We start from the raw sequence: 17,680 nt of genomic DNA on the forward strand, positions 1-17,680 counted from the left end.
TGATTGGCGGCGCGACCTGCGCGCGCGCCGCTTAGGAGTTTGTATGGTTGTCAAGGTACTGGTGGTGGACGATTCCGGCTTCTTCCGCCGGCGTGTCTCGGAAATCCTCTCCACCGATCCGAATATTCAGGTGATCGGCACCGCCACCAATGGCCGTGAAGCCATCGATCAGGCCCAGGCCCTGAGGCCTGATGTGATCACCATGGATTACGAGATGCCGATGATGGATGGCATCACCGCGGTCCGGAACATCATGCAGCGTTGTCCGACCGCGGTGCTGATGTTCTCCTCGCTGACCCACGAAGGCGCCCGGGTCACCCTCGATGCCCTGGATGCCGGGGCGGTGGACTTCCTGCCGAAGAACTTCGAGGACATCTCGCGCAACCCGGAGAAGGTCAAGCAGTTGCTGTGCGAGAAGGTGCACAGCATCGCCCGCAGCAACAGGCGCAGCATCGGTGCACGGCCGTTTCCCACCCCTGCACCAGCGGTATCCGTCACGCCGCCCAGGCCAGCCACGACCAGCAGTCTGACGCGGCCAGCGCCGACGTCCACGCCAGCTCCGGTGCCGGCGCCCGGTGCGCCGACCAGTGCAGCCGCGCCCAAGCGCAAGGTCTACAAGCTGGTGGCCATCGGCACCTCGACCGGCGGGCCGGTGGCTCTGCAGCGCGTGTTGACGCAGCTGCCAGCCAACTTCCCGGCCCCGATCCTGCTGATCCAGCACATGCCGGCGGCTTTTACCAAGGCCTTTGCCGAGCGTCTGGACAAGCTCTGTCGGATCGCCGTCAAGGAGGCCGAAGATGGCGAGCTGCTACGGCCCGGAGTGGCGCTGCTGGCGCCGGGCGGCAAGCAGATGATGGTCGACGGGCGCGGTACCATCCGCATCCTCCCCGGCGATGACCGGTTGAACTACAAGCCCAGTGTCGACATCACCTTCGGTTCGGCGGCTAAGTCCTATCACGACAAGGTGCTGGCGGTGGTGCTGACCGGCATGGGGGCGGACGGGCGCGAGGGGGCACGCCTGCTCAAGCAGGGCGGCAGTCAGGTCTGGGCGCAGGACGAGGCCAGTTGCGTGATCTACGGCATGCCGATGGCCGTGGTCAAGGCCAACCTGGCCGATGCGGTGTATGGGCTCGACGATATCGCTCGGCACCTGACCGAGGCGTGCCTGTAAATGACCCCGAGAGGGAGCGTGCCCGCATGGATGTGCTAAGTCTGATAGGGGTCATCCTGGCGTTCGTCGCCATCTTGGGGGGCAACTATCTCGAAGGCGGTCACGCGACGGCATTGCTCAATGGGCCGGCGGCGCTGATCGTGATCGGCGGCACCCTGGGCGCGGCTTTCCTGCAGGCGCCGGTCAGCGTGTTCAAGCGCGCCCTGGCGATACTGCGCTGGATCTTCTTCCCGCCACGGGTGGACCTGGCCGGCGGCATCAACCATGTGGTCGGCTGGAGCATGACCGCGCGCAAGGAGGGCCTGCTGGGCCTGGAGGCGGTGGCGGACGCCGAGTCCGACCCCTATGCGCGCAAGGGCCTACAGTTGCTGGTCGATGGCGCCGAGCCCGAGGCCATCCGCAGCATCCTCGAGGTCGACTTGTACACCCAGGAAGGCCGCGACATACAGGCCGCCAAGGTGTACGAGAGCATGGGCGGCTACGCGCCGACCATCGGCATCATCGGTGCGGTGATGGGGTTGATCCACGTGATGGGCAATCTGGCCGACCCGAGCATGCTCGGCAGTGGTATCGCCGTGGCGTTTGTAGCTACCATCTATGGTGTGGGTTTCGCCAACCTGCTGCTGCTGCCGATCGGCAACAAGCTCAAGGCCGTCGCCCTGCGCCAGTCGCGCTACCGCGAGATGCTGCTCGAAGGCATTCTGTCCATCGCCGAAGGCGAGAACCCGCGCTCCATCGAGCTGAAGCTGCAAGGCTTCATGGATTGACAGGGACGCGCCATGCCTCGCAGACGCCATCACGAAGAGCATGAGAACCACGAGCGTTGGCTGGTCTCCTATGCCGACTTCATCACCCTGCTGTTTGCCTTCTTCGTGGTGATGTATTCGATTTCCTCGATCAACGAGGGCAAGTACAAGGTGCTCTCGGAGAGCCTGGTCGGGGTGTTCAACCAGCCGGAGCGCTCGGTCAAGCCGATTCAGCTGGGCGAGGAGCGTCCGCGTACCACGGTACCGGCGCGTGCCTCATCCGCCGAGGCTGGCGAGCCGGCGCCCACGGACGACCTGAAGGACATCGCCGACAGCGTGCGCGAGGCCTTCGGCGAGTTGATCGATGCGCAGCAATTGAAAGTGAGCGGCAACGAGCTGTGGATCGAGATCGAGCTCAGCTCCAGCCTGCTGTTTCCCAGTGGCGATGCGTTGCCGAACGACAGGGCGTTCGCCATCATCGAGAAGGTAGCCAAGATTCTGGCGCCTTACGAGAACCCGGTGCATGTCGAGGGCTTCACCGACAACCTGCCGATCAACACCGCGCAGTTCCCGACCAACTGGGAGCTGTCGGCTGCCCGTGCCGCGAGTATCGTGCGCATGCTGGCAATGGATGGGGTCAAGCCACAGCGGTTGGCCTCGGTCGGTTATGGCGAATTCCAGCCGGTGGCCGACAATACGACGGCAGAGGGAAGGGCGCGTAACCGCCGGGTGGTGCTGGTGATTTCCCGCAACCTCGATGTGCGGCGCAGCGTGACCGGCGTCGGCAGCGGCAATGCCAAGCCGGATAGCGCGTTGCTGCGTGCTGGCATGCAATCTGCAGCGACGCCGACAGCGCAGGTGCCACAAAGCGGTGCCGTCAATCCCCCGTCGCCAGCCCCATGAGGGCGGCGCCCGTTCTCGGCCAGGCCCTGGCAATGCCGAGAGGATGAAGAAGATGAGAGTCTGGGCAGTAGCCAATCAAAAAGGTGGCGTCGGTAAGACCACCACCTCCATCGCCCTGGCCGGGTTGCTGGCCGATGCCGGCAAGCGGGTGGTCGTGGTCGACCTCGATCCCCATGGTTCGATGACCAGTTATTTCGGCCATGATCCGGACGCCCTGGAGCGCAGCACCTTCGACCTGTTCCTGCATCAGGGCAGCGTACCGGAGGGGCTGCCGCGGCAGTTGCTGTTGCCGACCAGCCATGAGCGCATGGCACTGCTGCCCTCCAGCACCGCCCTGGCCACGCTCGAGCGCCGGTCCCCGGGGCAGAACGGCTTGGGCCTGGTGATCGCCAAGAGTCTGGCGCAGCTGTGGCAGGATTTCGATCACGCGGTGATCGACAGTCCGCCGCTGCTGGGCGTGCTGATGGTCAATGCGCTGGCCGCCAGCCAGCAGTTGGCGATCCCGGTGCAGACCGAGTTCCTCGCGGTGAAGGGCCTGGAGCGCATGGTCAGCACCCTGGCGATGATCAACCGCTCACGCAAGCAGGCGCTGCCCTACACCATAGTGCCGACCCTGTTCGACCGCCGCACCCAGGCCTCCCTGAGCACTCTGCGGGTGCTGCGCAACAGCTACCCGGAGCACCTGTGGCCGGCCTATATCCCGGTCGACACCCGCTTGCGCGATGCCAGTCGGGCGGGGCTGACGCCTTCGCAGTTCGATCACAACAGCCGCGGCACCATTGCCTACCGCGCACTGCTCAAGCACCTGCTGGCGCATCAGCCGGCCGCGCAGGTGGCTTGAGATGAGTGACGATGCCGAGCAGAATCGCTCAAGTCTGAGGCGGCTGCGGCCGATAGGCTGTACAGGCCATTGTTGCGGATTCCATCTATGACTCGTCCCCTTGCCACTGCCACCCGACCCCAGTTAGCCCTGCAGTCCTATCTGGACAGTCTGCTGCAGGAGGCCGCGGTCGAACTGGCCGAGAGCAGCGGCCTCGACGAGTTCCAGGCCGCCGTGCTGGAGGAGCAGGTGCGCGATGCGCGATTGCTGCCGTCGGCATCGCCGACCTTGACCCTGGTCGAGCCCCTGCCTTGCGAGCCGCTGGCCGAGACGCCGTTGCCCGAGGTGCGGACTGAGCCTGAGGCGCCGGCGCCGATGGTCCAGCCGATTGCCGAGGTCAACCGGCCATCGGCCCAGACGCCGCAGCCCCCCCCGCTGCGATTCGAGGGGCGGCCGGACTGGGCCCAGGAGCCCTTCGAGTGCCTGTTGTTCGATGTCGCCGGGCTGACCCTGGCCGTGCCGCTGGTCTGCCTGGGGTCGATCTACCCGCTGGCGGGGAGCGAGTTGACCCCGCTGTTCGGCCAGCCGGACTGGTTTCTCGGCATCCTGCCGTGTCAGGCCGGCAACCTTAAGGTGCTGGATACCGCGCGCTGGGTCATGCCCGACCGCTACCGCGACGACTTCCGCCAGGGCCTGCAGTATGTGATTTCCGTGCAGGGTTACGAGTGGGGGCTGGCGGTGCATCAGGTCAGCCGTTCGATTCGCCTGCAGCCCGACGAGATCAAATGGCGTAGCGAGCGCAGTCAGCGGCCCTGGCTGGCCGGTACGGTGATCGAGCACATGTGCGCCCTGCTGGATGTGGCGGCCCTGGCGGAGCTGATCGCCAGTGGCGCGGCCAAGCGCATGGTCAATGGCCAGCTGCAGTGATTGAATGGTGCCGGGGGCGCGCTTGCCGCGGACCGGGCAGAAGATAACCAGCGGGTTGCACCGCACACGCCGCACCGCGCGGCTTATGACGAGGCTTGGGATATGAAGAAGAGTTCCGCGCAGGGCGCCGAAGACCCGATTCTGCAGTGGGTGACGTTCCGCCTGGATAACGAGACCTACGGCATCAACGTGATGCAGGTCCAGGAAGTGTTGCGTTATACCGAGATCGCCCCGGTGCCGGGGGCGCCGAGCTATGTGCTGGGCATCATCAATCTGCGCGGCAACGTGGTGACGGTCATCGACACCCGTCAGCGTTTCGGCCTGGACTCGGCGCCGGTGACCGACAACACCCGTATCGTGATCATCGAGGCGGACAAACAGGTGGTCGGCATCCTGGTCGACAGCGTGGCCGAGGTGGTCTATCTGCGCCAGTCGGAGGTGGAGACCGCGCCGAATGTCGGCAACGACGAGTCTGCCAAGTTCATCCAGGGCGTGTGCAACAAGAACGGCGAGCTGCTGATCCTGGTCGAGCTGGACAAGATGATGAGCGAAGAAGAGTGGTCCGAGCTGGAGAGCATCTGAGTCATGCTCGGGATCGCCCTGCTGCTGCTCGCGCTTATCTGCCTGGGGCTGGTCGGCGCCTGCGTCTGGCTGGCCGCCCAGCTGCGGCACACGGTGCAGCTGCAGGGCGAGCGCGACGCGGCGCGCGATCAGCGGATCAAGGAGCTCGGCAAGCGCCTGGATGCCTACCTGGCCGGCAGTGTACGCATGGGCGAGGAGTTGCATGAGCTGCGCCGCATCGTCGCGCCGCTGCCGGACAAGCTGAATCAGATCGAGCAGCGCGACCCCAGCAGCCTGTCCTTCACCCAGGCGGCGCGCCTGGTCGGCCTGGGCGCTAGCGTCGACGACCTGACCCACTCCTGCGGCCTGACCAAGGCCGAGGCGGAGCTGGTCAGCAAGCTGCACGGTGCCAAGGCCCATAAGCCCTGAGCCCCCTAGACGCGCGCAGCAGTTAGCGCTGGCAGTTCTTAGCCGGTCACCCTGCCCGGTTATTCGTTCCTAGTCTTCGATCCTCGGCGCCCTAAGCTAAAGCCTAGGCATGTTCGGCGGAGGTAGGCGCGATGCGCGGCTTGCTGGTTGTCTTGCTGTGCGCGGTGGCCTGGCTGCCGGCTCAGGCGCGAGAGGCGCCGTTGGCGGTGGATGGCGCCATCACCGTCAATGTGTTGCAGGCCAAATACCTGTACGACCGGGGGGCACTGTTCATCGATGTGCGGCCGTCACGCGAGTGGGGCTGGGGTCATGTGCGCGGCGCCGTGCATCTGGATCTGGCCGACCGTTTCGCCGCCCTGGCGATGGCCCACTGGCCCCGCCATATGCCGCTGGTGATCTATTGCGACAGCGAGGTCTGCCTGCGTAGCGCCCTGGCCTCCCATCTGGCGGTGAGCTGGGGCTACGAGCGGGTGTTCTACTTCCGTGGCGGTTATTTCGCCTGGCAGCTGTTCGACTTCCCCCTGGGCAAGGGCGAGGGGCGGGAGGCGATGGCCATCAGCGAGTAGGGCCGTTTAGCAGGGGAGGGGCGGGAGTCGTGTCGCGCTCCTGGGCGAAGCCAGGCGGGCACTTGCCTTTCAGGTACCAGGCGAAGGCGATGATCTCGGCGATGCAGCGGTAGAGCTGCTCGGGAATCGCCTCGCCCAATTCCAGGCGCGCCAGCAGGCGCACCAGGTCGGCGTTTTCATAGATCGGCACTTCATATTCTCGGGCGATCGCCAGGATGGCTTCGGCCAGTTCGTCGTCGCCCTTGGCGCTCAGGGTCGGGGCGCTCTGCCCGTCGTAGTTCAGGGCGATGGCTTGGCGGGGGGGGTGGCGTTTCATGCGGTTTCGTCGACCCAGCGTTGTTCCAGGGCGGTTCGTGGCCCCTGCGGCGGCACGCCCTGGCTGCAGCTCAGCTCGCCGACCACCAGGCCGGCGGCGGTCAGGCGTTCGCGCAGGGTCAGCAGCTCGGCGTCGATCAGCTCGGCGGTGCTGCCGCGCTCGGCCCATAGCCGGCTGGACAGTTTGCCCTGGGCCAGCTGGGCCTGTACCTGCAAGGGGCCCAGGGGGGGCAGGTCGAAGGCCAGCTCGATCCGCCAGAGCATTTCCTTGTGCTCGCCGGCGCTGCCCTTCTGCGCCTCTTCTCGCTGGATCTTCGCCTGCAACGGCACCAGCTCCTGCTGGTTGCGCATCGGCAACTCCAGCTGCCAGGTGGTGAGCAGGGTGCCGTCGGGGCCCACCTGACTCTGCGCCAGGCTCGACAGCTGGTGGGTCTGCAGGCGCGAAACCGCCGCCGCGGCGAGTTTCAGTAGTGCCTCGAGGTCCGCCTCGCCCTCCAGCGATTGCAGCAGCCGTGAGGGCAGGGGGAAGCGCAGGGCCTGCTGACGCACGCCGGACTGGCCGAGGCTGCCGAGGATGTCGCGGGCGAAGGCCGGCAGCGCCTGGGCCAGGGCGTTGCCGGCGTTGGCCGCGGCGAATGGTGCGCCGCCCGGCAGGGTGGGCAGCAGCTGGCTGACCAGGCGCAACAGGTTGGCCTTGAGGTCCGTGGGCAGGGCGCCCTGCTGGCCGCCGAGAAGTTTGCTCTCGAGAAACAGGCCGCTGTTCTCCAGGGCCTGGCCGAGGCCCTTGGCCGTACTCAGCTGGCCGGCGTCGGGCAGGCTGCCGAGCAGCTTGTCGATGCTGCCGCGCAGGCCATCGGGCAGGCCTTCCTGGCTGCGCATGCCCTGCAGGGCCTTGAACAGGCCTTCGAGGGAACCCTGGCGATTGTGCTGGCTCGCCAGCTGCTGGCTCAGCTCCAACTGGTCCAGGCGACTGCTCAGCGGTAGGAAGTTCAGGGCCTGGCTGCCCTGCACCTGGGCGCTGAGCAGGCTGCCCAGGGGGAGGGGCAGTGATGTTTCCAGGGCCAGCTTGCTGCCGGCCAGCGGGGTGTTCAGCAGCTTGACCAATACCCTGTAGACCGCCTGTTGCGACTGGGCCTGGGCCAGTGGCTCGCGGGCCACCACCTTGCCCTGCAACAGGCTGCCGAGCGGCAGCTGCCCGAGGTCCAGGCTGGTCAGGGCCTTGTCGCTTCCCGCCTGCAGGGCGACCGCCAGGCGGGTTTCCGACAGGGCGGTGACCGCCAGCGCGGTGCCCTGGGCCAGGGGGTGCGGACTGCTGGCCTGCAGCGTGGTCTGGCGGCCATTCTCCAGGGTCAGCTTGAGCAGCAGTTGGAAGTTCTGCGCCGCCTCCTTGAGCGCCACCACCTCGGCCTGGGCGGTCTCGCCGCTCGCCAGCAGGCCCTGCAGCGGCTGCAGCAGCTTGAGTGCCAGGTCGCTGGCGGCGGCACTGGGCCGGCTGCTGGGCGGCATGGCTGGAAGAGGGCGGGCGCTGCCGATTTCGCTCATGGGCGGGTTACAACCTGTCAAATATGCCGACTGCGGGGGGCGCGGCAGGGCATGTATAATGCCGCCCCGTCCGGGCCGGCCATGCCTCAGTATAACGGCCGGCGCACTGTCGACTTGAACCGTTTTAGGTATCCATGCCTTGACCAGTCCCCTTCTCGAAGCCGTGGCGCTCGCCTGTGAGCGGGACTGGCGCATGCTGTTCGAACAGCTGGACCTGCGCCTGCAGGGCGGCGAGATGTTGCAGGTCTCCGGCCCCAACGGCAGTGGCAAGACCAGTCTACTGCGTCTGCTGGCCGGCCTGATGCAGCCCACGGCGGGGGAGATTCGCCTGGGGGGGCGGCCGCTGACCCAGCAGCGAACCGAGCTGGAACGCAATCTGCTGTGGATCGGCCATGCCGCCGGCATCAAGGGGCTGCTCAGCGCCGAGGAAAACCTCGCCTGGTTGTGCGCCCTGCACCGGCCGGCCAGCCGCGAGGCGATCTGGCAGGCCCTGGCCGCGGTCGGCCTGCGCGGCTTCGAAGATGTGCCCTGCCATACCCTGTCGGCCGGCCAGCAACGCCGCGTCGCCCTGGCCCGGCTGTATCTCGAGGGGCCCTGCCTGTGGATTCTCGATGAGCCCTTCACCGCCCTGGACAAGGCCGCGGTCGCCCAGTTGGAGGCGCACCTGGCCGAGCATTGTCGCCGGGGCGGCCTGGTGGTGCTGACCACCCACCACACGCTGAGCGTCAAGCCCGAGGGCTACCGCGAACTCGATCTGGGGCGCCGCGCCGCATGAGCAACGTCTTCACCCTGTTGCTCGCCCGCGAGGCGCGCCTGCTGTTCCGCCGCCCGGCCGAGCTGGCCAACCCGCTGGTGTTTTTCGCCATCGTCATCGCCCTGTTCCCTTTGGCCGTGGGCCCCGAGACACAGTTGTTACAAAGCCTTTCCCCTGGCCTGGTGTGGGTGGCGGCGCTGTTGGCCGTGCTGCTGTCGCTGGACGGGCTGTTCCGCAGCGATTTCGAGGATGGCTCCCTGGAACAGTGGGTCCTTTCGCCGCACCCCCTGCCTCTTCTGGTGCTGGCCAAGGTGCTGGCACACTGGCTGTTTTCCGGCCTGGCCCTGGTGCTGCTGGCGCCGCTGCTGGCCCTGATGCTCGGCCTGCCGGGGCGTTGCCTGCCGGTACTGCTGCTGTCGCTGCTGCTCGGCACGCCGGTGCTGAGTCTGCTCGGCGCGGTGGGGGCGGCGCTGACGGTGGGGCTCAAGCGCGGCGGCCTGTTGCTGGCCCTGCTGATCCTGCCGCTGTACATCCCGGTGCTGATCCTCGGCAGCGGCGCGCTGCAGGCGAGCCTGCAAGGCCTGCCCGCGCTCGGCCACCTGTTGTGGCTGGCCAGCCTCGCCGCACTGGCGGTGACCCTGACACCTTTTGCCATCGCCGCGGGTCTGACAATTAGCGTGGCCGAGTAGACAATAGGCCCGATGGGCCAGCGATTGCCGCACGCCCGGATGGCGGCTGCAGTCGGCCGAACCAACTGATGAGTGATTCGATGAACTGGACGTGGTTTCACAAGCTGGGCTCGCCCAAGTGGTTTTACCAGATCAGCGGGCGCTGGCTGCCCTGGCTGGCGGTGGCGGCGGCGCTGCTGATGGCGCTTGGCCTGGTCTGGGGCCTGGCCTTCGCGCCGCCGGACTACCAGCAGGGCAACAGCTTCCGCATCATCTATATCCATGTGCCGGCGGCATTCCTCGCCCAGTCGGTCTACGTCATGCTGGCCGTGGCCGGGGTGGTCGGGCTGGTGTGGAAGATGAAGCTGGCCGACATCGCCCTGCAGCAGGCCGCGCCCATCGGCGCCTGGATGACCGCGGTGGCCCTGGTTACCGGCGCCATCTGGGGCAAGCCGACCTGGGGCACCTACTGGGTGTGGGACGCGCGCCTGACCTCGATGCTGATCCTGCTGTTCCTCTATTTCGGCGTGATCGCCCTGGCCCAGGCCATCAGCAACCGCGACAGCGCCGCCAAGGCCTGTGCGGTGCTGGCCATAGTCGGGGTCATCAACATCCCGATCATCAAGTACTCGGTGGAGTGGTGGAACACCCTGCACCAGCCGGCCAGCTTCAGCGTGGTGGAGAAGCCGGCCATGCCCCTGGAGATGTGGCTGCCGCTGCTGATCATGGTGTTGGGCTTCTACTGCTTCTTCGGCGCCGTGCTGCTGCTGCGCATGCGCCTGGAGGTGCTCAAGCGCGAGGCCCGCAGCAGCTGGGCCCAGGCCGAGATCAAGACCCAGGTGGAGAAGGTCCTATGAGTTTCGCCTCCTTCGCCGAGTTTCTCGCCATGGGCAACCATGGCGCCTATGTCTGGTCCTGCTATGGCATCAGCCTGGCGGTGCTGGCGTTGAACGTGGCGCTGCCGGTCCTGGCACGCCGCCGCTATCTGCAAGACGAGGCGCGTCGTTTGCGCCGGGAGGAGTCGAAGTGAACCCCGTGCGCAAGAAGCGTCTGTTTATCGTCCTGGCCATACTCGCCGGCTTCGGCGTGGCGGTGGCCCTGGCCCTGAGTGCGCTGCAGCAGAACATCAACCTGTTCTATTCGCCGACCCAGATCGCCAATGGCGAGGCGCCGCAGGACACCCGCATCCGCGCCGGCGGCCTGGTGGAGGACGGCTCGGTGGCGCGCTCCGCCGATTCGCTGGACACCGCCTTCGTGGTCACCGACGGTGCCGCGCGGGTGACCATCCGCTACAGCGGCATCCTCCCGGACCTGTTCCGCGAGGGCCAGGGCATCGTCGCCATGGGCAAGTTGAATGCCGACGGCGTGCTGGTGGCCGACGAGGTGCTGGCCAAGCACGACGAGAACTACATGCCGCCGGAGGTGATGCAGGCCCTGGAGCAGAGCGGCATGCAGCAACGGCACGAGGCCGCCACCCAGGGAGGTGCGCAATGATTCCCGAACTCGGCCACCTGGCCATGATCCTCGCCCTGTGCATGAGCCTGGTGCAGGCCAGCCTGCCGCTGATCGGCGCCTGGCGCGGCGACCGCCAGTGGATGGGCCTGGCCCAGCCCGCCGCCTGGGGCCAGTTCAGCTTCGTCGCCTTCGCCTTCCTGTGCCTGACCTACGCCTTCATGGTCGACGACTTTTCCGTCGCCTACGTGGCCAGCAACTCCAACAGCGCCTTGCCCTGGTACTACAAGTTCAGCGCGGTGTGGGGCGCCCACGAGGGCTCGCTGCTGCTCTGGGCCTTGATCCTGGCCGGCTGGACCTTCGCCGTGTCGATCTTCTCGCGGCAGCTGCCGGAGGAGATGCTGGCCCGGGTGCTCGGCGTGATGGGGCTGATCAGCATCGGCTTCCTGCTGTTCCTGATCGTCACCTCCAACCCCTTCGCCCGCCTGTTGCCCAACAGCCCGGTGGACGGCAACGACCTCAACCCGCTGTTGCAGGACTTCGGCCTGATCATCCATCCGCCGATGCTCTACATGGGTTACGTCGGCTTCTCGGTGGCCTTCGCCTTCGCCATCGCCGCGTTGCTCGGCGGCAAGCTGGACGCGGCCTGGGCGCGCTGGTCGCGGCCCTGGACCCTGGTCGCCTGGGCCTTCCTCGGCATCGGCATCGCCCTGGGCTCCTGGTGGGCCTACTACGAGCTGGGCTGGGGCGGCTGGTGGTTCTGGGACCCGGTGGAAAACGCCTCCTTCATGCCCTGGCTGGTCGGCACGGCGCTGATCCACTCGCTGGCCGTGACCGAGAAGCGCGGGGTGTTCAAGAGCTGGACGGTGCTGCTGGCGATCGCCGCCTTCTCCCTCAGCCTGCTGGGCACCTTCCTGGTGCGCTCCGGGGTGCTGACCTCGGTGCACGCCTTCGCCAGCGACCCCGAGCGCGGGGTGTTCATCCTGGCCTTCCTGCTGCTGGTGGTCGGCGGCTCCCTGACCCTGTTCGCCCTCCGCGCGCCGGTGGTCAAGAGCCAGGTCGGCTTCGCCCTGTGGTCGCGGGAAACCCTGCTGCTGGTGAACAACCTGATCCTGGTGGTGGCGGCGGCCATGATCCTGCTCGGCACCCTCTACCCCCTGGTGCTCGATGCCATGACCGGGGCCAAGCTGTCGGTCGGCCCGCCGTACTTCAACGCCCTGTTCGTGCCGTTGATGGGCCTGCTGCTGGCGATGATCGCCCTCGGCGTGATCGTGCGCTGGAAGGACACCCCCGTGCGCTGGCTGCTGGGCATGCTCACGCCGGTGCTGCTGGCCAGCGTGGCTCTGGCCGTGCTCGGCAGCCTGTTGGTCGGCGACTTCAACTGGGCGGTGCTGGGCGTCTGCCTGCTGGCCGCCTGGGTGGTGCTGGCCGGCTTGCGTGATATCCACGACAAGACCCGCCACAAGGGCCTGTTCAAGGGCCTGGCGAGCCTGGGGCGCAGCTACTGGGGCATGCAGCTGGCGCACCTGGGCCTGGCGGTCTGCGCCCTGGGGGTGATTCTCACCAGCCTGGGCAGCTACGAGCGGGACATGCGCATGGCGCCCGGTGACGCGGTGGCCATCGGCGGTTACCAGTTCGTCTTCGACGGCGCGGCGCACCGCGAGGGTCCCAACTTCAGTGCGGACCGCGGCACCGTCAGGGTGCTGCAGGGCGGCGAGCAGATCGCCGTGCTGCACCCGGAGAAGCGCCTGTATACCGTGCAGCAGTCGGTGATGACCGAGGCCGGCATCGACGCCGGCTTCACCCGCGACCTGTTCGTCGCCCTCGGCGAGCCGCTGGAAAACGGCGCCTGGGCGGTACGGGTGCACATCAAGCCGTTCGTCCGCTGGATCTGGCTGGGCGCGCTGTTGATGGGCCTGGGCGGCCTGCTCGCCGCCTGCGACAAGCGTTATCGGATGAAGGTCAGGACCCGGGTGCGCGAAGCCCTGGGTACGGCGAATCAGGGAACTGTCTAATGGCTTTGTACATGCGAGTTATATTCATTGCCTTCGTCGCTGGAGTGCTAGGTTCATTTGCTTATTTGTCTTGGATTCAGATGAACAAAGAGGACATTACCGAGCTGCCCTCGGCGCTGATCGGCAAGCCGTTTCCGGCCTTCTCCCTGCCGGCGGTGCAGGGCGGCGCGACCCTGACCCAGGACGACCTCAAGGGCAAGCCGGCGCTGGTCAACGTCTGGGCCACCTGGTGCGTGGCCTGCCGCGCCGAACACCCGGTGCTGAACAGGCTGGCCGAGCTGGGGGTGAACATCCACGGGGTCAACTACAAGGACGACAACGGCGATGCGCGCAAATGGCTCAAGGAGTTCCACGACCCCTACCAGCTGAACATCGACGACGCCCGTGGCTCCCTGGGCCTGAACCTGGGGGTGTACGGCGCGCCCGAGACCTTCCTGATCGACAAGCAGGGCATCATCCGCCACAAGTTCGTCGGGGTGATCGACGAGCGGGTCTGGCGCGAGCAGCTGGCGCCGCTGTACCAGCAGCTGGTCGACGAGGTGGCGCCATGAAGCGCCTGCTCACCGCCGCGTTGCTGAGTCTGGCGCTGCTCGGCACGGCCCAGGCGGCCATCGACACCTACGAGTTCGCCAGCGAGGCGGAGCGCCAGCGTTACCGCACCCTGGTCGAGGAGCTGCGCTGCCCGAAGTGCCAGAACCAGAACATCGCCGACTCCGACGCGCCCATCGCCATGGACCTGCGCGCGGAGATCTACCGCATGCTCGAGGAAGGCCAGAGCGACGAGCAGATCATCGACTTCCTGGTGGCCCGCTACGGCGATTTCGTGCTGTACAAGCCGCCGGTCAGCTCGCGCACCCTGCTGCTCTGGTATGGCCCGGCCGCTCTGCTGATCGCCGGCTTCGTACTGCTCGGCGTGATAGTGCTGCGCCGCCGCGGCAAATCCTCCGCGCCGGGGCAGGGGCTCTCCGACGCCGAGCGCCAGCGTCTGGCCGCCCTGTTGAATCAAGCCTCCTCGGAAAAGAAAGACCCATGATCGAATTCTGGCTGTCCGCCGGGCTGCTGCTGCTGGCTGCCCTGGCTTTTTTGCTGATTCCGGTGCTGCGCGGGCGCAAGGCCCAGGCCGAGGAAGATCGCACCGCCCTCAACGTCACTCTCTATCAGGAGCGCCTGCAGGAGCTGGAGGGCGAACATCGTGCCGGCATCCTCAGCGATGCCCAGCTGCAGGCCGGGCGTGACGAGGCGGCGCGCGAGCTGCTGGCCGACACCGAAGGCGCGGGCCGCAAGGCCAGGAATGGTGTGCTCGGTAGCAAGGTGCCGCTGACCGCGGCGCTGCTGATGCCGCTGCTGGGCTATGGCCTGTACCTGCACTGGGGCGCCATCGACCGGGTCGAGCAGGCGCGGAGCTTCGCCGAGCAGCCGCAGAGCATCGAGGAGATGACCGCGCGCCTGGAGGCGACGGTCAAGGACAACCCCGAGTCGGCCGAGGGCTGGTACTTCCTCGGCCGCACCTATATGGCCCAGGAGCGGGCCGGCGAGGCGGCCCAGGCCTTCGAGCGGGCGGTTGCCATCGCCGGGCGCCAGCCGGAGCTGCTCGGCCAGTGGGCCCAGGCCCTGTATTTCGCCGGCAACAAGCAGTGGAGCGAGCGGCTGCAGCAGCTGACCGACGAGGCCCTGCAGGCGGACCCGGCGGAGGTCACCAGCCTCGGCCTGCTCGGCATCGCCGCCTTCGAGGGCGGGCGCTTCGCCGAGGCCATCGAGCACTGGCAGCGTCTGGTGGCCGCACTGCCGGAGCAGGACCCGTCGCGCCAGGCGATCGAGGGCGGCATCGCCCGGGCCCGCGAGCGGCTCGCCGCCGAGGGCGGTGCGCAACCTGCGGAGCCGGCGGCAGAGCAGGGCCGGCAACTGCTGGTCAGGGTCGAGCTGGCCGCCGCGTTGCGCGATGAGGTGCAGCCTGGCGACAGCGTGTTCGTCTTCGCCCGCGCCGTCTCCGGTCCGCCCATGCCGCTGGCGGTCAAGCGCCTGACCGTGGCCGAGCTGCCAGCCGAGGTCAGTCTGTCGGACAGCGATGCGATGATGCCGCAGCTCAAGCTCTCCGGCTTCGAACGGGTGCAGCTGGTGGCGCGCATCTCGCGCAAAGGCGACGCCACCGCCGGCGAGTGGGTCGGCCGCAGCCAGCCGCTGGCCAGCAGCAGCGCCGAGCCGCAGCGCCTGACCATCGACAGCGCGGACGCCCAAGGGCAATGAGGCGGTTCTTCGCGGTGCTGCTGGTCTTGGGGCTGGCGAGTCTGGCCGGCTGTGCGGTGCACGGCCCGGCGCCCGTCACTCAGGCGCCGGTCGCCCAGGCACACCCGCGCTATGCGCCGCCACCCGGCGCGCAGAGCCATTGGGACGCCGCCCTCGGCGTCTATGTGGTGGGTGGTGCGCGTCATCTCTACTACCGCGAGCGCACCTATTACCGCTGGCACGATGGTTGGAGCTGGGCCACCAGCCCCCAGGGTCCCTGGCAGCCGACCGACAGCGGCGGTGTGCCGCCGGGGCTGTATCGGCGCTACGCCCAGTAGCACCGCTTTCCTGCCAGCGGTCTCAGGCCAGTACGCCGTCGCGGTAGTCGCGCAGCGCCTGCTCGATCTCCTCCCGGCTGTTCATCACGAAGGGGCCGTATTGCACGATCGGCTCGTTCAGCGGCTTGCCGGCGATCAATAGCAGGCGGGCGCCCTGGCTGCTGGCCAGCTGCAACTCACCCTCGTCGGACAGGCGCACCAGACGACCGGCCGTCACCGTCCTGGGCGTGGCGCCCGGCAGCTCCAGGCTGCCCTCGTAGACATAGAGCAGGGCGCGATGGCCGTCCGTCAGGCGCGGAGCGATTCGGCTGCCGGCCGGCAGGCGCAGGTCGAACAGCTGTGGCTCGGTATGCGGCCGCTGCACCGCGCCGGCCTGTTGCACCTGGCCGTCGTCGAACCGGCCGGCGATCACCACTACCTCGACGCCACCGGTGCTGGTCAGGCGCGGGATCTCGGCGGCGGGGATGTCGCGGTAGCCGGGTTCGCCGAGCTTGTCCTGGCGCGGCAGGTTCAGCCACAGCTGGAAGCCGCGCATCACCCCCTGCTCCTGCTCGGGCATCTCGCTGTGGATGATGCCGCGGGCGGCGGTCATCCACTGCACGCCGCCGCTCTGCAGCAGGCCGACATTGCCCAGGTGGTCCTCGTGACGCATGCTTCCGGCGAGCATGTAGGTGATGGTCTCGAAGCCGCGGTGCGGGTGCGGCGGAAAGCCGGCGATATAGTCGTCCGGGTTATCCGAGCCGAACTCGTCGAGCATCAGGAAGGGGTCGAAGCGTTCGATCCCGGCGCCGCCTATCACCCGGGTCAGACGCACCCCGGCGCCGTCGGAGGCCGCCTGGCCGGGATGGATGGACAGCACGCTGCGCAGTGAACTCATGGAGCACCTCCTCGAAGTGGAATGTGTCCATGCTATGCCTAGAGATTGAATCGATGGTTGCGAAATTCGCGCTATATCTATCGGTTTTGTCGATTGTTTAGTGGGCCGGGCAGGGCGTCGCCGGACGGCTCTCCTCGGGCAGCTCGAAGTCCTCGATCAACCGGCAGAGGGCCTGGCCATCCGGCGCGCACTGGGGCTTATCGGCCCAGTCGTCGAGGGCGCTGCGCATCACCAGGGCCAGGCGCTGGCACTCCTCGATATGCGCCTGCAGGGCCAGCAGACGCTCGCCGAGCAGGTCGCGCACCTCGCCGCAGTGTTCGGCGCCGCCTTCGGTGCGCTCGAGTATCAGCTGCACGTCCTTGAGGCTGAAGCCCAGGCGCCGGGCGCGGGCGATGAAGCGCAGGCGCTGCAGGTCGTCGGCGGAGAAGTTCTGGTAGCCGTTGTGCGGCTCGCGACTGGGGCGCAGCAGGCCCAGGTCGGTGTAGTGGCGCACGGTTTCCGCGCTGACGGCGGCGGCTCTGGCCAGTTGGGCGACGCGCATGGGAGGGCTCCTGAATGGACGGGGCAGCGCCAGGCTAAAACCTCGGGGCTGCCCCGGGGTCAAGCCTCGGGCTATTCGGCGATCTGCAGCTTGCGCGCCTCGGTGTAGAAATAGCGCAGCTTCTCGTATTCGAAGGGGCTGTTGAGCTGGCCGTAGCGGAAGTTGGTGGTCGAGCGTTCGTCGACCACCTTCAGCAGGGTGACTTCCGGGTGGCTGCTGCTGACTGCCGCGACGTTGAGCAGGTTGATGCGGCTGTCTAGGTTGAAGTCCACCACCAGCCCGCCGGTATCGCGCAGGTTGGCGGGGCCGAGCAGCGGCAGCATCAGGTAGGGGCCGGCGGGCAGGCCATAGAAGCCCAGGGTCTGGCCGAAGTCTTCGCTCTGCCTGGGCAGGCCCATGCGGCTGGCCGGGTCCCACAGCCCGCCCACGCCGATGAGGGTGTTGAACAGCAGCCGTGCGGTGGTGCGCATGGCGCGCTGGCCCTTGAGCTGCAGCAGGCTGTTGAACAGGCTGGGCACCTCGCCGAGGTTGCCGAAGAAGTTGCTGACGCCGGTCTCCACCAGGTCCGGGGTGACGTAGCGGTAGCCATCCACCAGCGGCAGGAAGACCCATTCGTCGAAACGGTAGTTGAAGTGGTAGACCCGCCGGTTCCACGACTCCAGCGGGTCGTAGACGTTCAGCGCGCCGAGGGTCGAACGCTCGAACTCGCGCTGGTCCAGGCTGGGGTTGAACTGCAGGTGCTGCAGCGGTTGCTTGAAGCCGTCGTCGTCCGCTTCCTGTTGGGCCTGGGCCGTGGCGCCGATGACCAGCAGCAGGGCGGACAGCAGTACGG

23 protein-coding genes are annotated in these 17,680 nt (G+C 67.5%); 18 read left to right on the forward strand and 5 right to left on the reverse strand.

Annotation, left to right across the window (positions count from 1 at the left end; all coding sequences use genetic code 11):
• The first annotated feature begins 43 nt into the window (after nucleotides 1-43).
• The 8 genes from SBP02_RS07665 (at nucleotide 44) to SBP02_RS07700 (ending at nucleotide 6,123) form a co-directional block, all read left to right on the forward strand.
• Nucleotides 44-1,171 carry a protein-glutamate methylesterase/protein-glutamine glutaminase gene (locus SBP02_RS07665; RefSeq protein ID WP_318645799.1) on the forward strand — a complete coding sequence of 376 codons (1,128 nt, stop codon included), beginning with the start codon at nucleotides 44-46 and terminating at the stop codon, nucleotides 1,169-1,171.
• A 26-nt stretch (nucleotides 1,172-1,197) separates the two neighbouring features.
• Nucleotides 1,198-1,938 (forward strand): flagellar motor protein, encoded by a 741-nt coding sequence (locus SBP02_RS07670; protein WP_318645800.1) that lies wholly within the window; start codon nucleotides 1,198-1,200, stop codon nucleotides 1,936-1,938.
• A 12-nt stretch (nucleotides 1,939-1,950) separates the two neighbouring features.
• Nucleotides 1,951-2,820: a flagellar motor protein MotD gene (motD, locus tag SBP02_RS07675; protein WP_318645801.1), complete on the forward strand. Its 870-nt coding sequence runs from the start codon at nucleotides 1,951-1,953 to the stop codon at nucleotides 2,818-2,820.
• 52 nt (nucleotides 2,821-2,872) lie between these two features.
• Nucleotides 2,873-3,661, forward strand: coding sequence for a ParA family protein (locus SBP02_RS07680; RefSeq protein WP_318645802.1), 789 nt, complete (start codon nucleotides 2,873-2,875; stop codon nucleotides 3,659-3,661).
• An 87-nt stretch (nucleotides 3,662-3,748) separates the two neighbouring features.
• Nucleotides 3,749-4,567: a CheW domain-containing protein gene (locus SBP02_RS07685; RefSeq protein ID WP_318645803.1), complete on the forward strand. Its 819-nt coding sequence runs from the start codon at nucleotides 3,749-3,751 to the stop codon at nucleotides 4,565-4,567.
• A 102-nt stretch (nucleotides 4,568-4,669) separates the two neighbouring features.
• Complete coding sequence (locus tag SBP02_RS07690) at nucleotides 4,670-5,149, forward strand: chemotaxis protein CheW (protein WP_296217448.1); 480 nt, start codon at nucleotides 4,670-4,672, stop codon at nucleotides 5,147-5,149.
• A 3-nt stretch (nucleotides 5,150-5,152) separates the two neighbouring features.
• On the forward strand, nucleotides 5,153-5,557 hold the full coding sequence (locus SBP02_RS07695; RefSeq protein WP_318645804.1) for a DUF2802 domain-containing protein: 405 nt from the start codon (nucleotides 5,153-5,155) through the stop codon (nucleotides 5,555-5,557).
• A gap of 131 nt (nucleotides 5,558-5,688) precedes the next feature.
• A complete protein-coding gene (locus tag SBP02_RS07700; RefSeq protein ID WP_318645805.1) occupies nucleotides 5,689-6,123 on the forward strand; it encodes a rhodanese-like domain-containing protein in 435 nt (144 codons plus the stop codon).
• Here the strand turns inward: SBP02_RS07700 and SBP02_RS07705 are convergent.
• Together SBP02_RS07705 and fliK are read right to left on the reverse strand one after the other, a co-directional pair.
• Complete coding sequence (locus SBP02_RS07705; protein ID WP_318645806.1) at nucleotides 6,113-6,439, reverse strand: EscU/YscU/HrcU family type III secretion system export apparatus switch protein; 327 nt, start codon at nucleotides 6,437-6,439, stop codon at nucleotides 6,113-6,115. The genes SBP02_RS07700 and SBP02_RS07705 overlap by 11 nt on opposite strands.
• Nucleotides 6,436-7,980: a flagellar hook-length control protein FliK gene (gene fliK, locus SBP02_RS07710; protein ID WP_318645807.1), complete on the reverse strand. Its 1,545-nt coding sequence runs from the start codon at nucleotides 7,978-7,980 to the stop codon at nucleotides 6,436-6,438. The genes SBP02_RS07705 and fliK overlap by 4 nt, the downstream gene beginning before the upstream one ends.
• A gap of 193 nt (nucleotides 7,981-8,173) precedes the next feature.
• Here fliK and ccmA point away from each other — a divergent pair, with 193 nt between their 5' ends.
• From ccmA to SBP02_RS07760, 10 genes are all read left to right on the forward strand, one after another.
• Nucleotides 8,174-8,755: a cytochrome c biogenesis heme-transporting ATPase CcmA gene (gene ccmA, locus SBP02_RS07715; protein WP_404824386.1), complete on the forward strand. Its 582-nt coding sequence runs from the start codon at nucleotides 8,174-8,176 to the stop codon at nucleotides 8,753-8,755.
• Nucleotides 8,752-9,423 carry a heme exporter protein CcmB gene (ccmB, locus tag SBP02_RS07720; RefSeq protein ID WP_318645809.1) on the forward strand — a complete coding sequence of 224 codons (672 nt, stop codon included), beginning with the start codon at nucleotides 8,752-8,754 and terminating at the stop codon, nucleotides 9,421-9,423. Before ccmA ends, ccmB begins: the two co-directional genes overlap by 4 nt.
• 80 nt (nucleotides 9,424-9,503) lie before the next feature.
• Complete coding sequence (locus SBP02_RS07725; RefSeq protein WP_318645810.1) at nucleotides 9,504-10,259, forward strand: heme ABC transporter permease; 756 nt, start codon at nucleotides 9,504-9,506, stop codon at nucleotides 10,257-10,259.
• A complete protein-coding gene (ccmD, locus tag SBP02_RS07730; RefSeq protein ID WP_318645811.1) occupies nucleotides 10,256-10,432 on the forward strand; it encodes a heme exporter protein CcmD in 177 nt (58 codons plus the stop codon). Before SBP02_RS07725 ends, ccmD begins: the two co-directional genes overlap by 4 nt.
• Nucleotides 10,429-10,896, forward strand: a complete 468-nt coding sequence (ccmE, locus tag SBP02_RS07735) for a cytochrome c maturation protein CcmE (protein WP_318645812.1) — start codon at nucleotides 10,429-10,431, stop codon at nucleotides 10,894-10,896. The genes ccmD and ccmE overlap by 4 nt, the downstream gene beginning before the upstream one ends.
• Nucleotides 10,893-12,869: a heme lyase CcmF/NrfE family subunit gene (locus SBP02_RS07740; RefSeq protein WP_318645813.1), complete on the forward strand. Its 1,977-nt coding sequence runs from the start codon at nucleotides 10,893-10,895 to the stop codon at nucleotides 12,867-12,869. The genes ccmE and SBP02_RS07740 overlap by 4 nt, the downstream gene beginning before the upstream one ends.
• Before the next feature lie 11 nt (nucleotides 12,870-12,880).
• On the forward strand, nucleotides 12,881-13,420 hold the full coding sequence (locus SBP02_RS07745; protein WP_318645814.1) for a DsbE family thiol:disulfide interchange protein: 540 nt from the start codon (nucleotides 12,881-12,883) through the stop codon (nucleotides 13,418-13,420).
• The gene (locus SBP02_RS07750) at nucleotides 13,417-13,902 is read left to right on the forward strand and encodes a cytochrome c-type biogenesis protein (protein ID WP_318645815.1); all 486 of its coding nucleotides are present in this window, start codon (nucleotides 13,417-13,419) and stop codon (nucleotides 13,900-13,902) included. The genes SBP02_RS07745 and SBP02_RS07750 overlap by 4 nt, the downstream gene beginning before the upstream one ends.
• Nucleotides 13,899-15,113 carry a c-type cytochrome biogenesis protein CcmI gene (gene ccmI / locus SBP02_RS07755; RefSeq protein ID WP_318645816.1) on the forward strand — a complete coding sequence of 405 codons (1,215 nt, stop codon included), beginning with the start codon at nucleotides 13,899-13,901 and terminating at the stop codon, nucleotides 15,111-15,113. The genes SBP02_RS07750 and ccmI overlap by 4 nt, the downstream gene beginning before the upstream one ends.
• Nucleotides 15,110-15,430 (forward strand): hypothetical protein, encoded by a 321-nt coding sequence (locus SBP02_RS07760; RefSeq protein WP_318645817.1) that lies wholly within the window; start codon nucleotides 15,110-15,112, stop codon nucleotides 15,428-15,430. Before ccmI ends, SBP02_RS07760 begins: the two co-directional genes overlap by 4 nt.
• A 22-nt stretch (nucleotides 15,431-15,452) precedes the next feature.
• Here the strand turns inward: SBP02_RS07760 and SBP02_RS07765 are convergent, their stop codons facing one another.
• From SBP02_RS07765 to SBP02_RS07775, 3 genes are all read right to left on the reverse strand, one after another.
• Nucleotides 15,453-16,307, reverse strand: a complete 855-nt coding sequence (locus SBP02_RS07765) for a pirin family protein (protein ID WP_318645818.1) — start codon at nucleotides 16,305-16,307, stop codon at nucleotides 15,453-15,455.
• A gap of 97 nt (nucleotides 16,308-16,404) precedes the next feature.
• Nucleotides 16,405-16,848 carry a MerR family transcriptional regulator gene (locus SBP02_RS07770; RefSeq protein ID WP_318645819.1) on the reverse strand — a complete coding sequence of 148 codons (444 nt, stop codon included), beginning with the start codon at nucleotides 16,846-16,848 and terminating at the stop codon, nucleotides 16,405-16,407.
• Nucleotides 16,849-16,919: 71 nt separating this feature from the next.
• Nucleotides 16,920-17,675, reverse strand: a complete 756-nt coding sequence (locus tag SBP02_RS07775) for an MlaA family lipoprotein (protein ID WP_369960336.1) — start codon at nucleotides 17,673-17,675, stop codon at nucleotides 16,920-16,922.
• Nucleotides 17,676-17,680: the final 5 nt, after the last annotated feature.

Origin of the sequence: Pseudomonas benzenivorans, from assembly GCF_033547155.1 — a bacterium.
Classification (GTDB): Bacteria; Pseudomonadota; Gammaproteobacteria; order Pseudomonadales; family Pseudomonadaceae; genus Aquipseudomonas; species Aquipseudomonas benzenivorans_B.

Excerpts from the sequence above, each read along its gene's own strand:
- SBP02_RS07665 (WP_318645799.1), top strand. The coding sequence starts at position 44 with ATGGTTGTCAAGGTACTGGTGGTGGACGATTCCGGCTTCTTCCGCCGG.
- SBP02_RS07670 (WP_318645800.1), top strand. The coding sequence starts at position 1,198 with ATGGATGTGCTAAGTCTGATAGGGGTCATCCTGGCGTTCGTCGCCATC.
- motD (WP_318645801.1), top strand. The coding sequence starts at position 1,951 with ATGCCTCGCAGACGCCATCACGAAGAGCATGAGAACCACGAGCGTTGG.
- SBP02_RS07680 (WP_318645802.1), top strand. The coding sequence starts at position 2,873 with ATGAGAGTCTGGGCAGTAGCCAATCAAAAAGGTGGCGTCGGTAAGACC.
- SBP02_RS07685 (WP_318645803.1), top strand. The coding sequence starts at position 3,749 with ATGACTCGTCCCCTTGCCACTGCCACCCGACCCCAGTTAGCCCTGCAG.
- SBP02_RS07690 (WP_296217448.1), top strand. The coding sequence starts at position 4,670 with ATGAAGAAGAGTTCCGCGCAGGGCGCCGAAGACCCGATTCTGCAGTGG.
- SBP02_RS07695 (WP_318645804.1), top strand. The coding sequence starts at position 5,153 with ATGCTCGGGATCGCCCTGCTGCTGCTCGCGCTTATCTGCCTGGGGCTG.
- SBP02_RS07700 (WP_318645805.1), top strand. The coding sequence starts at position 5,689 with ATGCGCGGCTTGCTGGTTGTCTTGCTGTGCGCGGTGGCCTGGCTGCCG.
- SBP02_RS07705 (WP_318645806.1), bottom strand. The coding sequence starts at position 6,439 with ATGAAACGCCACCCCCCCCGCCAAGCCATCGCCCTGAACTACGACGGG.
- fliK (WP_318645807.1), bottom strand. The coding sequence starts at position 7,980 with ATGAGCGAAATCGGCAGCGCCCGCCCTCTTCCAGCCATGCCGCCCAGC.
- ccmA (WP_404824386.1), top strand. The coding sequence starts at position 8,174 with ATGCTGTTCGAACAGCTGGACCTGCGCCTGCAGGGCGGCGAGATGTTG.
- ccmB (WP_318645809.1), top strand. The coding sequence starts at position 8,752 with ATGAGCAACGTCTTCACCCTGTTGCTCGCCCGCGAGGCGCGCCTGCTG.
- SBP02_RS07725 (WP_318645810.1), top strand. The coding sequence starts at position 9,504 with ATGAACTGGACGTGGTTTCACAAGCTGGGCTCGCCCAAGTGGTTTTAC.
- ccmD (WP_318645811.1), top strand. The coding sequence starts at position 10,256 with ATGAGTTTCGCCTCCTTCGCCGAGTTTCTCGCCATGGGCAACCATGGC.
- SBP02_RS07740 (WP_318645813.1), top strand. The coding sequence starts at position 10,893 with ATGATTCCCGAACTCGGCCACCTGGCCATGATCCTCGCCCTGTGCATG.
- SBP02_RS07745 (WP_318645814.1), top strand. The coding sequence starts at position 12,881 with ATGCGAGTTATATTCATTGCCTTCGTCGCTGGAGTGCTAGGTTCATTT.
- SBP02_RS07750 (WP_318645815.1), top strand. The coding sequence starts at position 13,417 with ATGAAGCGCCTGCTCACCGCCGCGTTGCTGAGTCTGGCGCTGCTCGGC.
- ccmI (WP_318645816.1), top strand. The coding sequence starts at position 13,899 with ATGATCGAATTCTGGCTGTCCGCCGGGCTGCTGCTGCTGGCTGCCCTG.
- SBP02_RS07760 (WP_318645817.1), top strand. The coding sequence starts at position 15,110 with ATGAGGCGGTTCTTCGCGGTGCTGCTGGTCTTGGGGCTGGCGAGTCTG.
- SBP02_RS07765 (WP_318645818.1), bottom strand. The coding sequence starts at position 16,307 with ATGAGTTCACTGCGCAGCGTGCTGTCCATCCATCCCGGCCAGGCGGCC.
- SBP02_RS07770 (WP_318645819.1), bottom strand. The coding sequence starts at position 16,848 with ATGCGCGTCGCCCAACTGGCCAGAGCCGCCGCCGTCAGCGCGGAAACC.